Consider the following 15160-nt stretch of genomic DNA (forward strand, 5'->3'; position numbering starts at 1 on the left):
TCGGCTGCGCTCAGGCCGTCAGCGCCATCCCGTCCTCGGCATCGTCGTCGGCGCAGGCCGGGCAGTCGGCCTCCGCAACCGCGGTTGCGGCCGGCGGATTGTCCGGTCCGGCGGCGATGATCCTTTCCACCCGGGCCGCGCAGCGCGCCAGGTTGGGCCCGACCGCGGTCGCGCGCAGCTCCACCGACGATCGGCGATTGCCGTCCTTGTCCTCGTATTCACTGGTGAATACGTCCCCGACCACGATCACCGGCAACCCCTTGCTCAGCGACGCACCGACGCCGGTGACCAACCGGTCCCAGCAGGTGACCGTCAGGTACAGGGAGTTACCGGGCTCCCAGTTTCCGTCGGCGCCGCGCTTGCGCGAGTTGCTGGCGATCCGGAACTTGATCAGTTCGTGCTCCCCCACCCGGCGCCGGATCGGGTCGCTCGCGACGTGGCCGATGATGGTCAACGGAGTTTCATACATTGCACGTTTCCTTCCTGGTTGCGGCGGAGCTGACAGGTCCGCCGGTGCTGCACCCATTGAGCCCGGCGGACCCGACAACCAGGCCCGCGCAACCGTCGCGGGCAACGGCAACTGTGGAAGAAACGCGAACTGGGGACTACCTCGCGGCGAGCGGTTACACCCGCGGCTTGCCGACGCGCACCGGCGCATTCCAGTTCGAGAACGTCATCACAACGGACTCGTCGGCACCGGACCCCAGCTTGAGCGCAACCAGGTGACGATCACCGGTCTCCTCGATCCAGACCGTGCACGACGTCCGTTTGGCGGCCGGCAACTGCGGCACGATCTTCTTGGCCGCGCGGGCCGACACCTGGCCGCTGATCCGGACGGTGTGCACTTCGTCTGAGCCGAGATCGATCGTCTCGCGGCCCTCGACCTCCGGGTCGATGAAGTCGGTCAGCATGTCGGCTAGTCCGGTCTCCGGGCTCAGGATCGACGCCACGTCGAAGAAGTTCGCAGCCGGCCCGTAGTCAATCCACTGGTCATCATCTTGCGACACGTAGAGGTCTCCGCCGAACACTACGAACTCCACGTAGGCCGGAGCCCCCCGGTACTTGATCTTGGCGTAGCCCTTCGCCGCCTCGGCAGGCTGCCGGGTCACGTCGCCGTCGAGCGCGGTGATCGCCATATTCTCGATGCTGCTGCTCGCCGACAAACTCAGGTGCGCGCTGTCGACTCTTGCGGTGGTGGCGCTGGACTCCTTGAGAATCGCCGCGGCGGTCGGCAGTGGCTCACTGGCCTTCTTCGAGGACGTGGGCGACGGCTTCGAGGACGTAGCCGATCCGGTAGCCGAAGATGGTTCGGGCGCCGACGACGGCGGCGGCGCGGAGGTCGATGCGGTGGTCGATTGGACTGTCGGGGTGACAGCAGACGACGAAACCGACGGCGCGGTTGAAGGGTTGGACGAGCAACCGGCGACCAGGGCAGCAGCGGCACTCGCAACAGTCAGTACGGCGGGGAGCCTGCGCATGCCCGTCATGCTAGGTGCCCTCGAACCGGCGGACCCGTCAGGGGCACCGGGCGGCGAGGCAACCGTTGGTATACCTTGCTTGCGGTGGATACCAAAGGCCAGTCCGGCAGCGGTGCACACACTTACCGCAACACATGGGCACGCGACGAAATCCGGGTCTCGGACCCGAAAGCCATGCGACGCTCGATTGCCGGCACTGCTGTCGGCAACTTCATGGAGTGGTACGACTTCGGCATCTACGGCTTCCTCGCCACCACGCTCGCGCAAGTCTTCTACCCCGGCGACAGCTCCAGCGCGGTGGGCCTGATCGCCACGTTCGGCACCCTGGCCGCGGCCTTCGCGGTGCGGCCGTTCGGCGGGATATTCTTCGGCGCACTCGGTGACCGCATCGGCCGCAAAAAGGTCCTGATCATGACCGTCTCGCTGATGGCGGTCGGCACCACGATCACGGGACTGCTGCCGTCCTACGAAGCGATCGGGATCTGGGCTCCGGTCCTGCTGATCCTCACCAAGCTCATGCAGGGCTTCTCCACCGGCGGCGAGTACGTCGGCGCGATGACTTACGTCAGCGAACACGCCCCGGACCGCACCCGCGGCGCGCTGACCGGATATCTGCCGTTGGGCACCCTGGGCGGCTACATCACCGGCGCCGGCGTGGTCACCCTGATCCAATCCCAACTGCCGGTGTCCGACATGCTGCACTGGGGCTGGCGAGTCCCCTTCCTGCTGGGCGTGCCGCTGGCCCTCATCACGCTGTTCATGCGGCTGCGCATCGATGAATCACCGGCCTTTGAAGAGCTAGGAAACGCCGATGCGGACAACTCGGTGGCCAGCGAAACCGGGTGGCAGCAGTTCCGGCAGACCGTCGTGGGACAGCGCAGCGGACTGCTGATCTGCATGGGCCTGGTGCTGGCCGAGAACGTCACCAACTACATGCTCACCGGATACCTGCCGACGTATTTCAAGCAGGTCGGCGGTATCAGCGGCAGCCGCGGGCTCACGATGATCGTGGTGGCGCTGCTGCTGATGTTGGTCGTCGTGATGCCGCTGGCCAGATTGTCCGACCGCATCGGCCGCAAGCCGCTGCTGTGGACCGGCAGCAGCCTGCTGATCTTCGGCTCCGTTCCGGCGTTCCTGCTGATCCGCCACGGCGGCAACTATCCGATCCGGCTGCTCGGTGTGCTGCTCATCGGGCTGATGCTGGTGTGCTTCAACAGCACCACGCCGTCGACGCTGCCCGCGCTGTTCCCCACCCAGGTGCGCTTTTTCGCGGTGGCCATCGGATTCAACATCTCGGTCTCGACGTTCGGTGGCACCACTCCCCTGATCGCCGAGACGCTGGTGTCGGGAACCGGCAACGTGATGGTGCCGGCCTTCATCCTGATGGCCGCGGGCGTCGTGGGCGCGATCACGCTGTGGTTCACGCCCGAGACGGCCGGAAAGGTCCTGCCCGGCTCGGGGCCGTCGGTGGCCACCGAACAAGAAGCCGACGCGATCGCCGAGGCCGGGCTACCCGATTGACGGCTCAGCGCTGCCCGAGCGCGTCACGGCGGGCCGCCTCGGCCAGCATCGCGTTGTAGGCGGCCAGCTCGGCGTCCTCGTCCCGGTCCGCGGAGCGGTCGAGCCGCTTGGCGGTCCGGGCGTCACTGCGATGCCACTGCACCAGCAACGCGATCATCACCAGCACCAAGGGCAGTTCGCCTCCCGCCCAGGTGATGCCGCCGCCCAGATGCTGATCTCCGGCCAGGTCGGCGTGCCAGGGCAGCCGCAGGCCGGCGTAAAACCACTCGCCCAGCACCTTGTGCATGCCCATCAGGAACACCCCGAAGAAGCCGTGCAGCGGCAGCGAGGCGAACACCACCGCCAGCTTGGCCAGCGGTGAGATCGGCCGCGGGGTGGGATCCACGCCAATCACCACCCAATAGAAGAGGTAACCGCTGAGCAAAAAGTGCACGTTCATCGCGACGTGTCCCGCATGGCTACCGACGATCGAGTCGAAAATGGTGGAGAAGTACAGCCCATAGAAGCCGGCGACGAAGATCACCGCCGCGACGATCGGGTTGGTGAGAACCCGTGAGACCCGGCTGTGCAGCGCCGCCAGCAGCCATTCCCGCGGGCCGGGCGGCTCGCCGCGACCGGCGGCCGGCAGCGCCCGCAGGGCCAGCGTGGTCGGCCCGCCCAGCACCAGCAGGATCGGCACCAGCATCGACAGCATCATGTGGACGACCATGTGCATGCTGAACATCGCCGGCATGTAGCGCCCGGTTCCCGACGAGGTGGCGATCAGCAGGGTGGCACAGCCCAGCAGCCAGGCGGTGGTGCGGCCGGCCGGCCAGGCGTCGCCGCGGCGGCGCAGTCGCAGCACCCCGGCCAGGTAGACGGCCGCCAGCACCAACGCGGCGGTGCCGAAGATCACGTCGAACCGCCAGTCGAACAGGATGCGCGCCACGGTGGGCGGGCCGGCGAGGTCGTAGCCGATCTTCACCATCGGGATCGACGGGTTGAGCACCGGCGGCGGGGGCGGCGGGGTGCGGCCCAGGCCAACCGCGATACCGAACGTGACCGCGAAGATGACGGCTTCGATCAGGGCCAGCCGGATCAGCGGTCCCCGCGCATCCGGTTCGGTCTGCAGCGCCGCTATTCCGCGGCGCCGCTGGCCCCAGCCGAGAACTCCGAGGGCGCACAGCGCGACGAACTTGGCCAGCACCAAGCGGCCGTAGTCGGTGGTCAGCACATCGGAGGGGGCCAGCCGCACCAGCGCGTTGAGCACCCCGGACACGCCCATGGCCACAAAGCACCACAGCGCCACGGCCGAGAACCGCCGCGCCGCCAGATCGGCGTGTTCCCCGCCGCGCAGCGCGTGGACCAGCAGGGCGAGCAGACCGCCGGCCCACAGCCCCGCGGCGACCAGATGGATCAGCAGACTGTTGGTGGCCAGGTCATGGGATCCGCCGGCCGCCGAATGCCCGGTCAAACCCAACGGGACCAACGTCAGCAACGATCCGGCCAGCAGCGCCGGCGTCCAGGACCAGCGCAACACCGGCAGGCTCGCCAGGGTCAGCGCCGCGGCCAGCAGCGCGGTCCAGCGCCACGCGGATGCGGTGTTGACCAGGCCGGCCAACGACCACGTCCGCACCGGGTCGAGAAGCTCAGACAGCGGGTGGCCGGAGACATCGGAGATGGTCAGCGGAACCAGCAGCGCCGCACACACCGCCCAGGTTCCCAGCGCTTTGGTGCCCAGCCGCAGCGCACGGTAACCGGCGGCGTCGAGCACGCCGCTGGATTGCGGGGGCACCAGAAAGGCGGCGAGCAGAAACGAACCCACCGCCAGCACCGCGGCGATCTCGCCGGCGGCCCGCACGAACGGCAGCCCCAGCGTGGTCACCGGGCCGGGGTCGGGCAGGCCGGTCGCGGTCAGCGCGTCGGCCAACGCCAGCGCGGCGATCCCGCCGGCGGTGCAGCCGGCCAGGATCGCCACCCCGGCCAGCACCGGCAGGTACCGGGCCGAGCGGGCGCGGGTCGGAATCGCCGTCATGGCCCCCAGCGTATGGCGTACGCCGGGCTCACCACGTAGCGAGGCGCTGCCGGGCTACCGGCCGCCGCGCGCCCGCCGGAGTCGCCGTGCCTCGGCATCTCGGGCGAAGAACTCCCGGCGGGCGATTCGGGCGATGTGGTCGGAGTCCTTCAGGATGCGTCGCAATTCGCCACGGAACGCCCTGCGGCGGTCCGCCAGATCCGGGGCGTCCTGCAGCAGTTGCTGATCGGCGACCACCTGCCGCGCGGTGGCGAACAGCAGGGTGGACACCGACTCGCTGCTGCGGATCCGCCCCTGGGCCACGTATTGGCGACCCACACCCAGCGCCAGCTGGGTCAGCTCCTTCTCGCCGATGTCGGCCGGCGCATCGCAGAGGACGTCGGCGACGATCTCGTACGCCTCGAAGAACACCCGCAACATGACGTCGGACATCACCGGCTTCTTCTCCGACAAGATCCCGTCGATCTCGGCGCCGCCGGCGGCGACGCGGGCCTCCCAATCGGTGAACCAGGACATCTCCTCGGCGATGTTCTCGCGGAACGCCGCCGAGTCGGCGAAGTAGAAGTCGAACTTGAGCAGATCGCGCAGCCGCATCGCCTGGTCCCAGAACGCGTCGAGCCGGTCGCCTTCACCGCGGCCGGCATGGGCCAGGGCCAGCTCGACGATCGAGGTCTCCAGGAAGGCGTGGATCACCGAGTTGCGGTAGAACGAGGCGGCGTGTTCGTCCTCGGGGGCGATCCGCCACACCGACTCACGCCCGCCGTCGACCCGAGTGACCGGATGCGCGTTGGATAGCGCATCCACTGCCGCTCGCACCCCATCCCGGGTTCGCAGCCGCAGCGCACTGGTGGAGATCGGGGTCTGCTTGCGTTCCAGGTAGTCCAGCCCCTCCTGCAGCGAATGGTGGATCTGCTCCAAGGTCAACGCCAGCCCGTGCGTGGTCAGCAGCAGCGCGGACACCAGCCCGGTCGCGCTGATCGGGGTGACGCGCTGAATGCGCCACGCCACTTCGATGGCCATCTTCTGCATCGCCAGTCGCTTGGCGTCCGGGTCGCTGGCCGCGGGCCCGTCGCGTGAACCGAGGTACTGACGCATCGAGACCGCCTCGGGGAAACGCACGTAGATCTTGCCGTAGTTGCGTTCGCCCTGGGCCTTGATGAACCGGTACAGCCAGCCGACTCCCTCCGGCGTCTTCTCTCCGCCGCGGGCATAGGCGGCATATTCGGCCGTCTCGTGCAGCTGGTCGAAGCTGATCGAAACGCCCTGCAGCAGAACATCTTCGGTGCGGCCATCCAGGTAAGCGTCCGCGACGTAGGTCATCAGCCCCAGCTTGGGGGGCAGCATCTTGCCGGCGCGTGAGCGGGTGCCCTCGATGGACCAGCTCAGGTTGAACCGCTTCTCCATCACGTAGCCGACGTACTCCTTGAGCACGTACTTGTACAGCGGGTTGTTGCCGATGCTGCGCCGGATGAAGATGACCCCGGAGCGGCGCAGCAACGGTCCCATCAGGCCGAACGACAGATTGATTCCGGCGAACACGTGCACCGGCGGCAGGCGGTTCTCCTGCATGGCCACCGGCATTACCGCACCGTCGATGTAGGACCGGTGCGAGAACAGCAGCACCGCGGGATGGTTCTCCAGCGCGGTACGCAGCGCGGCGACCTGGTACTCGTCGTAGTCGATGTCGGGGTCGAAGCCGCGGCTGAGCAAGCGGGTCAATACGCCGACCAGGTCGACCGAAACCCGACTCCAGCCGGTGGACAGCTCATCGAGCATCTTGCCGGCCTCGTCGAGTGTGGCACCCGGAATGGCCTTCAGCCCGTCACGAAATCGGGTGGACGCCAGGATCTCCGGCTTCACCAGCCGCGGCGACTTGTACTGCGGACCCAGAATCCGGTACTCGGCGCGCTCCAGCGCCAGCACCGCTCGGCGGGTGACGAAATGCGCGAAGTCCCGCGGATTCTCGCCGACGGTGTTCGCACTCCACTGCGCGCGCAATTCGGCGACGCTGGCCGGCTCACCGGCCACCACCCGGGCCAGCGACGGTTCGGTGCCTACGATGCGCCGCTGTTGACGTTCATTGGGCTGGTAAGGATTCCGGCCGGGTAGCAGCGCGATGACCCGGGACAGCGCCGAGGCCTCGGCACGTGGCATCCAGAACACCCGAACCGGCAGGACCGAGCGCTGTTCGTCGCGTTCGAGTTGCCCCACCAGCCGGGCCATGACCGAGGGCGGCCGGTCCGGCGAGATCTGCATCAGTTCGGTGCGGTCGCCGGGTTGCGTCTGGCGATACCGGTCCAGCCACTCCTTGACCAGATCGGCCTCCACCGGCGTCGACACGAACGCCAGCACCAGCGTGTCGCCGGTGTCGTTGGACCCAGAGGTGTCAGCGGAGTCGGTGGCCGGTGATGTCGTCACTGCCTGCCTTTCGGGCCGGCGTTCTTTTTGGCCGGAGCCTTCTTGGCCGGGGCCTTTCTGGCTGGGGCTTTCTTGGCGGGGGTCTTCTTGGCCGGGGCCTTCTTGGCGGCGGCCTTCTTGGCTGCCTTCTTCTTGACCGGCTTGAGGTCCGGCAACTCGTCGACCGGCCAGTCAGCCAGCGTGTCCAGGTAGAGCTGACGAACCTGCGCGATCCGATCGGCCAGATTGTCGACCGTCCAATCGTCGACCGGGATCGCCGGGAATACCGCGACATCGACGGTGCCGGGGTTGGCGCTCATCGAGTCTCGGGCGGCGACCACTTCGGCGTTGCGGATCACGATCGGCACGATCGGGATCCCGGCGGCCATCGCGATCCGGAACGGCCCCTTCTTGAACGGCCCCACCCCGGTGGTATCGACCCGAGTGCCCTCCGGGGCGATCACCACCGACAGTCCCCGCTTGGCGCGCTCTTCGACCTGGTGCAGGGATTCCACCGCCGAGGCCGCGTCGTCCCGGTCGATGAACACCATCTCGGTGAGCTTGCCCAGCGGCCCGGCGATCGGGTCGCGCTCCAACTCCCGCTTGCCGACGCTGATCCAGTTGTCGCGCACCAGCGATGCGGTGATCACCGGGTCGACTTGGTTGCGGTGGTTGAAGATGAACACCGCGGGCCGGGTTGCGGTGAGGTTCTCTTTGCCGATCACGTTGAGCCGCACGCCATTCAGGGTCAGCAGCAGGTGCGGGAAGTACGCGGTGAAGAAATTGACGCCGCGGCGCCGGCTGCCGCTGAGCAGTCCCAGCCCGATCGCCCCCGCGCCGACGGGCACCATCGACCCCAGACCGGCCAGGTTGCGCAGCTGGCCCACCACACCGCTGCCGCGGCTGCTGAACCGCAGGATGGGCCAGCCTCGCTTGCGCGCGACCGAGGCCATCTTGCCCTCGGGGTTGGTCGGGCGCGGGTTGCCGACCAGATGCATCAGTGCAACGTCCTCATCGCCGTCGGCGTAGAAGTAGCTGTCCTGCAGGTCGATGTCGTGCTCAGCGGCGAACTTCTGCACGGCGGCGGCCTTCCCGGACCCCCACAGGATCGGTTCGGCCACCGCTCCGGTGAGTACGCCGTTTTCGTCGGTGACGAACGCGTTGGTGAGCGTGTTGGTGATGCCCAGGAACCGGGCGACCGGCTCGGCCTGAATGGTCAGCGCCGACGAGCTCAGCACCACGGTGTGCCCGCGCGCCTGGTGGGCCCGCACCAGTTCGCGCATCTCCGGGTAGATCCGCTTGGCGATCTTCTGGACGAACATCCGCTCGCCGATCTCGTCGAGATCAGTGATCGAGCGGCCCTGCAGCGCCGACGACGCCTTGGTGATGAGCTGTTCGAATTCGATGCGGCCGAGTTGGTGGTTGAGCCCGGCCTGGATCATCCCGAACAGCTCCAGCAGGCCCATGTCGCGGCTGCGGACTCGCTCCCGGGTCAGGATGACGGCGGTGAAGCCGGCGACGAGGGTGCCGTCCAGGTCGAAGAAGGCGCCGATCTTGGGTCCGGGCGGGCTGGCGGCGATCTCGGCCACCGAACCGGGCAGCCGCATGTCCCGCGGTGGTGGCGTCTTGGTGTCATCGCTCATGACTGGCCACCCGGATCGAATGATGCCGGCACGCAGTGCGGCGACGGGTCGCCGGCGAGCGCCAGCACTTCGTCGAAACCCTCGACCAAGCAGCGGGTGAACAGCTTCTCGTCGCGGACCGCGGCCCGGTCGTAGCGGACCGTGATGGAGCATTCACCGCCGCGCGAGATCAGCACCACCATCATCGCCACCCCGGGCAGCGGCCCGATCCCGTAGTGCCGCAACACTTTGGCTCCGGCGATATAGGTATCGCCGGGATAGAACGCCACGTTGCTGGCTTGCACGTCCGCCGCGACCACCGACTCGGTCATCTTCTCCAGCACCGGGGACGGGAACACACTCAACAGTGGCGCGATGGAGCCGATCACGTCCATCGCGGGTTCTTCGCGCCGCTGGGTCATCTGCGAGCGGATCCGCATCATCCGTTCCACCGGGTCGGCGACGCCGACCGGAGCGGCCAGGTTCACCCCGGTGAACCGGTTACCGCCGGCCGGATCGGCCTCGGCCCGCAGATTCACCGGGATCGCCATCGGCAACGTGGCGATCGGCACTCCCAGCGCCCGGTGATAGCGCCCCAACGCCCCCGACAGCGCGGCCAGGTAGGCGTCGTTGATCGACCCGCCGCCGGCCTTGGCTGCCCGGTGCAGATCCGACAGCCGGATGTCGAGCGCCTGGGTGCGACTGGCCAGGCTGCGCCGACGCAGCAGCGGCGAGGGCTGGGCCGCCTGGCTCATCACCCGCGCACCGGAGCGGGCATAGCCGATTACCCCGGACACCGCGGACAGCGGATCACGCACCGTGCGGGTCGCCATCGACAGGATCCCGACCAGCGCGTCGCGGGTGCCGCCGAGCACCGCAGCCGGCAGGTGGTTGATGCCGTCGCGCATCAGGTCGTTTGATGACAGGTCCTGCGGGACCGGTTGCGGCGGCATCGCCCGAGCGGGCGGGTCGCGTTCCAGGTCGTAGATCTGACCGAACATCGCGGCGCCGCCCACGCCGTCGGTGACCGCGTGGCTCAGATGCAGCAGGGTGGCGGCCCGCTCGCCTTCCAGCCCTTCCACCAAGGTCGCCGCCCACAGCGGGCGCTGAATGTCCAGCGGTGATTGCAGGCTCACCTCGGCCAGGTCGAACACCTGGCGCAGCCCCCCGGGCTCGGGAACCCGAAGCCGCCGGACGTGGAAGTCCAGATTGAAATCGGGGTCCACCACCCAGCGCGGCGCGGCCGTGGGCAGCGTCGGCACCACCACCTTCTGGCGCAGCCGAAGCACCCGCCGGGAGACGTTCTCGAACAGGCCGCGGAAGCGCTCCCAGTCCGGGGTGGTGTCGAGCAGTTCCAGGCCCATGATCCCCGAACGGGTGCGGGGATTCGCCTCGCCGCGGTGCAATAGATAGTCGACGGCGCCGAGTTCGGTCGGCAGACCCGCGGCGTCGACCAGGTCACCCACGTGCAACTCCCGCGGGCTCGCGGGCCGGGCCGTCCCGGTGCACCAATGCTGCGACCACCACGTTCCTCTCCTGGCTCCCAGTCTTCACGAGCACCATTCAACGCTAATTGGTTGGCTATGGCGACGGGTGTCGATTCCGCAGATCGGGGCCATGGGCCGCAAAACGAAATACTCTGCTGGCCGGGTGAATTGGAAACCGCCGATCCACCCGGCCCGCGATATCGTTCGGTCGCCGCCGACCCGGCGTCACCAGCCGATAAACTGGGCGCACTGCCTCCGTAGCTCAGGTGGATAGAGCACATGACTTCTAATCTTGTGGTCGCTGGTTCGAGTCCAGCCGGGGGCGCAGGCAGCCGAGGCGATGCGCAAGGGCGCTCTGGCGCGTGACATTGTGTCGCAGACCGGCAAAGATACCGGAGAAACCGGGAAAGGTAGGCCAATGAGCCACGAACGTACGATCATCCTCTACACCGCCTTCATGATCGCGCTGGTGGTGGCGTCCGCCGTGATCATCGCCTGGGTCGCCTGACCGATTCACCCGTCGAATACCGTCATCCGCGATGACTGATTCCGGCCTCGTCTTGTTCAGTGTCACCGATCGGGTGGCGCTGATCACGGTCAACGATCCCGACCGGCGCAACGCGGTCACCGGCGCGATGTCGGCGCAGTTGCGGACTGCGGTGGAGCGCGCCGAAGCCGACCCGAACGTGCATGCGGTGATCGTCACCGGCGCGGGCCGGGCGTTCTGCGCCGGCGCCGACCTCTCGGCGCTGGGTGCCGCTACCGAAGATGGGCTGTTGGCGCTGTACGACGGTTTCATGGCGGTCGCGCAGTGCGCGCTGCCGACCATCGCCGCGGTCAACGGCGCCGCGGTGGGCGCCGGGCTGAACCTGGCGTTGGCGGCCGACGTGCGGATCGCCGGCCCGGCAGCCCTGTTCGACACCCGGTTCCAGCAGCTGGGCCTGCACCCCGGCGGGGGCGCCACCTGGATGCTGCATCGGGCGGTGGGACCCCAGGTGGCGCGGGCCGCGCTGCTGTTCGGCATGCGTTTCGACGCCGAGGCCGCGGTGCACCACGGGTTGGCGCTGCAGGTCGCCGACGACCCGGTCGCCGCGGCGATGACGCTGGCCGCCGGGCCCGCGTCGGCACCGCGAGACGTCGTGTTGGCCACCAAGGCCACGATGCGGACCACCGCCAGTCCCGGCGCGGTCGAGGGCGACCAGCACGAGTTCGCCAAACGCACCGAGCTGGGCCCGCAGGCGGCGACGGTCGAGTCACCAGAGTTCGCCGCCCGGCTGGCCGCAGCACAGCGCAGATAGCCCCGCCGGCTACAGATCCACCAGCGCGGTATCGGGATGTTCGATCAGATCGCGTAGCGCACAAAGGAATTCGGCGACCTGCGCGCCGTCTGCGATGCGGTGGTCGAACGCACACGTCAAGGTCATCTGCGGACGCGCGACGACGGTGTCGCCCAGGGCGACCGGGCGCGGTTTCAGCGAACCCATGCCCAGGATGGCCGCCTCGGGGTAGTTGATCACCGGCACTCCGTCGTCGAGGCCCAGGGCGCCGAAGTTGGAGACGGTGAACGTCGAGCCCTGCAGCTCGGCGGGTTGCAGGCTGCCGGCCCGGGCACCGGCGATGAGCCGGGCCACGCAGTCGGCGAGCTCTCGCGTGGTCTTGCGGTGCGCGTCGAAGACCACCGGCACCAGCAGGCCGCGGGGGGCGGCCACCCCGACACCGAGGTGTATGCCCCGATGGGCGCAGATCCGCGGTCCCTCCGGTGCGTCGACCCAGGTCGCGTTGAGCACCGGGTGTCGCAGCAAGGCGATGACCAGCAGCCGCAGCGTCAGCACGAACGGCGTGATCGCCGCACCGTCCGCGCCGTCGGCAAGCCGATCGCGCAGCTGTAGCAGGTTGGCGCAGTCCACCTGGACGCTGCCGTGCGCGTCGGGGATCCGGCTGCGCGACAACGTCATCCGCTCTGCCATGGCAGCCTGCACCGGACTCGGCGGACGCAGCTCGTCGCCGGACCGATCGCCGGCGGCCGCACGCACCCCGTCGGTGGTGATCACACCGCTCGGGCCCGGTGCTACACCGCCCAGATCGACACCCAGTTCGGCGGCGAGCTTGCGGGCGGCCGGCTTGGCCCTGGGGCGCCCGGTGGTGGCGCAGCCGCGGCGGCTGGTGTCGAAGGCGTCGTCGGCGCCGTAGCCCACCAGCACCGGCGTCCGCTCCGGCGGGGCGACCTCACCGGCCCCGGCCGACGTCTCGATGCGCACCAGCGGCGCCCCGACCGCGAGCACAGCGCCTTGCGGGCCACCGAGTTCGACGATGCGTCCGGCGTACGGGCTGGGGATCTCGACTTCGGCTTTGGCGGTCTCGACCGAGCACAACACCTGGTTGAGCTCCACCTGGTCGCCGACAGCGACGTTCCAGCTGGTCACCATCACCTCTTGCAGCCCCTCCCCGAGGTCGGGGACCGCAAAGGTCTTCGGCTCGGTGCTCACGGCATCTCCAGGACCCGCTGGAGGCTGTCCAGCAGCCGGTCGGGGCCCGGCAACCAGAGCCGTTCCAGCCGGGCCGGCGGATAGGGGGTGTCGAATCCGGTGGCGCGCAATACCGGCGCCTCCAGTTCGTAGAACAACTCCTCTTGGATGCGCGCGGCCAGTTCGGCGCCATAGCCGAGGTTTCGCGGGCCCTCGTGCAGCACCACACATCGCCCGGTGCGGCGCACGGATTCGGTGACGGCGTCAAAATCGAGCGGCACCAGGGAACGCAGGTCGACCACCTCCAGGCTCCAACCATGCTCTTGGGCAGCGATGTCGGCTGCCGACAGCGCGGTGGCCACCCCGCCGCCGTAGGTCAGTACCGTGACGTCGGTGCCCGAACGGCGTACCGCGGCGCATCCGATGCCCGGCGCCGGATGTTCGGTGTCGACGGCTCCGCGGGCCCAGTACCGCCGCTTCGGTTCCAGGAAGATCACCGGGTCGGGCGTGGCGATGGCGTGCCGCAGCAGCCAGTAGGCATCCGAGGGATCGGCGGGGACCACCACCTTGAGCCCGGCGGTGTGCGCCCAATAGGTTTCGGTGGATTCCGAATGATGTTCGGCCGCACCGATTCCGCCGAACGATGGGATGCGCACGGTGACCGGCATGGAAATCTCACCGCGGGTGCGGGTCCGGTACTTCGCCAGGTGGCTGACCATCTGGTCCAGCGCCGGGTAGCTGAACCCGTCGAACTGGATCTCCGGGACCGGGATGAACCCGCGCACCGCCAGCCCGATGGCTATGCCGATGACCGCGGACTCGGCCAGCGGTGTGTCGAAACAGCGTTGCTCCCCGAAGGTTTCGCCCAGCCCTTCGGTCACCCGGAACACTCCGCCCTGCACGCCGACGTCGGTGCCGAACACCAGCACCTTGGGATCGGCGTCCATCGCGTCACGCAGCGCCCGGTTGAGTGCGGCCACCATGGTCAGCTCTTCGGTGCGCGTGCTTGCGCCGGTGACCGGCGCTGGGGCCGGCGAGCAGGTCGGCGGTTCGAGGATCTGGGTCATCAGCGCTCCCTGGCCAGCTCGGTGCGCAGTGCGCGGCGTTGCTGCTGCAGTTCCGGGGTGATGTCGGCGTACACGGAGGTGAAGACCTCGTCGACGTCGAAATCGGCCGCACCGACCGTGGCGTCGCGCAACTCGGTGCGCAGCCGCTGCGCCCGGGCCGTGACCCGGTCCTCGAGGCGCTGCGACCAGACGCCGGTGTTGCGCAAGTAGTTGCGATAGCGCGGAATCGGATCCAACGCAGTCCACCGCTCGAGTTCGGCGTTGCTGCGGTAGCGGGTCGGATCGTCGGAGGTGGTGTGCGGGCCGAGCCGGTAGGTGACGGCCTCGATCAGGCTCGGCCCGCCGCCGGTCCGGGCCCGCTCGGCCGCTTCGGCCATCACCGCGTAGCAGGCCAGCACATCGTTGCCGTCCACCCGGATCCCCGGCATCCCGTAGCCGATCGCCTTGTGCGCCAGCGACGGCGCGGCGGTCTGCCGGTGCAGCGGCACTGAGATCGCCCACTGGTTGTTCTGCACGTAGAACACGCACGGGGAGGTGAACACCGCGGCGAAGTTCAGGGCCTCGTGGACGTCGCCCTCGCTGGTGGCGCCGTCACCGACGAATGCGACCGTGACCGAATCCTCGCCCAGCCGTTGGGCGCCCATCGCCGCGCCCACCGCGTGCAGCGCCTGGGTGCCGATCGGGATCGAGATCGGTGCACAGCATTTGGCGGTGAAATCCAGTCCGCCGTTCCAGGTTCCGCGCCAGGCGGCCGCCAGGTTCCAGGCCGGGATGCCGCGGGCGATGAGCACCCCCAGCTCCCGGTACTGCGGGAACAGCCAGTCGGTTTTGCGCAGGCAGGCGGCGGCTCCGACCTGGGCTGCCTCCTGGCCGCGGCAGGAGGCGTACAACGCCAGCTCTCCTTGGCGCTGCAGGTTGATCAGCTCGGTGTCGAACTCGCGGGTGAGCACCATCAACTCGTAAAGCCAGCACAGGGTTTCCTCGGGCAGATCCCGGCCGTAGCGATCCTCGTCGGTCGGCGCGCCGTCCGGCCGCACGAGCTGCACGGGTTCGAGGGCGACCTCGGGACCGGTCATTCCTGGCAGCTGGCCCATGCGAGCCTCCTTGTG

12 protein-coding genes and 1 tRNA gene are annotated in these 15160 nt (G+C 68.7%); 3 read left to right on the forward strand and 10 right to left on the reverse strand.

Annotated elements, in window-relative coordinates; all coding sequences use genetic code 11:
- Positions 1-10 precede the first annotated feature (10 nt).
- The 3 genes from A5771_RS01150 to A5771_RS23680 form a co-directional block, all read right to left on the reverse strand.
- A complete protein-coding gene (locus A5771_RS01150) occupies positions 11-469 on the reverse strand; it encodes a single-stranded DNA-binding protein (RefSeq protein WP_064853367.1) in 459 nt (152 codons plus the stop codon).
- Positions 470-623: 154 nt separating this feature from the next.
- Positions 624-1235 (reverse strand): LppX_LprAFG lipoprotein, encoded by a 612-nt coding sequence (locus A5771_RS01155; protein ID WP_234782895.1) that lies wholly within the window; start codon positions 1233-1235, stop codon positions 624-626.
- 4 nt (positions 1236-1239) lie between these two features.
- Positions 1240-1419: a hypothetical protein gene (locus tag A5771_RS23680; RefSeq protein ID WP_064853368.1), complete on the reverse strand. Its 180-nt coding sequence runs from the start codon at positions 1417-1419 to the stop codon at positions 1240-1242.
- 233 nt (positions 1420-1652) lie between these two features.
- Here A5771_RS23680 and A5771_RS01165 point away from each other — a divergent pair, with 233 nt between their 5' ends.
- Positions 1653-2999 carry an MFS transporter gene (locus tag A5771_RS01165; RefSeq protein ID WP_064853433.1) on the forward strand — a complete coding sequence of 449 codons (1347 nt, stop codon included), beginning with the start codon at positions 1653-1655 and terminating at the stop codon, positions 2997-2999.
- Positions 3000-3003: 4 nt separating this feature from the next.
- Here A5771_RS01165 and A5771_RS01170 read toward each other — a convergent pair whose 3' ends face one another.
- From A5771_RS01170 to A5771_RS01185, 4 genes are read right to left on the reverse strand one after another with little or no spacing between them, the layout of a single operon-like run.
- Positions 3004-5013: a cytochrome c oxidase assembly protein gene (locus tag A5771_RS01170; RefSeq protein ID WP_064853369.1), complete on the reverse strand. Its 2010-nt coding sequence runs from the start codon at positions 5011-5013 to the stop codon at positions 3004-3006.
- Between the two features lie 54 nt (positions 5014-5067).
- Positions 5068-7431: a glycerol-3-phosphate 1-O-acyltransferase gene (locus tag A5771_RS01175; RefSeq protein ID WP_064853370.1), complete on the reverse strand. Its 2364-nt coding sequence runs from the start codon at positions 7429-7431 to the stop codon at positions 5068-5070.
- Positions 7428-9053 (reverse strand): HAD-IB family hydrolase/lysophospholipid acyltransferase family protein, encoded by a 1626-nt coding sequence (locus A5771_RS01180; RefSeq protein ID WP_064853371.1) that lies wholly within the window; start codon positions 9051-9053, stop codon positions 7428-7430. Before A5771_RS01180 ends, A5771_RS01175 begins: the two co-directional genes overlap by 4 nt.
- Entirely contained in the window at positions 9050-10498 is a 1449-nt protein-coding gene (locus tag A5771_RS01185) for a wax ester/triacylglycerol synthase family O-acyltransferase (RefSeq protein WP_207545367.1), read from the reverse strand. The genes A5771_RS01180 and A5771_RS01185 overlap by 4 nt, the downstream gene beginning before the upstream one ends.
- Before the next feature lie 272 nt (positions 10499-10770).
- Between A5771_RS01185 and A5771_RS01190 the strand changes: the two genes are divergently transcribed.
- Both A5771_RS01190 and A5771_RS01195 read left to right on the forward strand, forming a co-directional pair.
- Positions 10771-10844 (forward strand) — tRNA-Arg (locus tag A5771_RS01190).
- 214 nt (positions 10845-11058) lie between these two features.
- On the forward strand, positions 11059-11817 hold the full coding sequence (locus tag A5771_RS01195; protein WP_064853373.1) for an enoyl-CoA hydratase: 759 nt from the start codon (positions 11059-11061) through the stop codon (positions 11815-11817).
- A 9-nt stretch (positions 11818-11826) separates the two neighbouring features.
- Here the strand turns inward: A5771_RS01195 and A5771_RS01200 are convergent, their stop codons facing one another.
- From A5771_RS01200 to pdhA, 3 genes are read right to left on the reverse strand one after another with little or no spacing between them, the layout of a single operon-like run.
- A complete protein-coding gene (locus A5771_RS01200; protein WP_082946986.1) occupies positions 11827-13005 on the reverse strand; it encodes a dihydrolipoamide acetyltransferase family protein in 1179 nt (392 codons plus the stop codon).
- The gene (locus A5771_RS01205) at positions 13002-14051 is read right to left on the reverse strand and encodes an alpha-ketoacid dehydrogenase subunit beta (protein WP_064853374.1); all 1050 of its coding nucleotides are present in this window, start codon (positions 14049-14051) and stop codon (positions 13002-13004) included. The genes A5771_RS01200 and A5771_RS01205 overlap by 4 nt, the downstream gene beginning before the upstream one ends.
- Positions 14051-15145: a pyruvate dehydrogenase (acetyl-transferring) E1 component subunit alpha gene (gene pdhA, locus A5771_RS01210; protein WP_064853375.1), complete on the reverse strand. Its 1095-nt coding sequence runs from the start codon at positions 15143-15145 to the stop codon at positions 14051-14053. Before pdhA ends, A5771_RS01205 begins: the two co-directional genes overlap by 1 nt.
- Positions 15146-15160 lie beyond the last annotated feature (15 nt).

Source organism: Mycolicibacter sinensis (genome assembly GCF_001667375.1).
Classification (GTDB): Bacteria; Actinomycetota; Actinomycetes; order Mycobacteriales; family Mycobacteriaceae; genus Mycobacterium; species Mycobacterium sinense_A.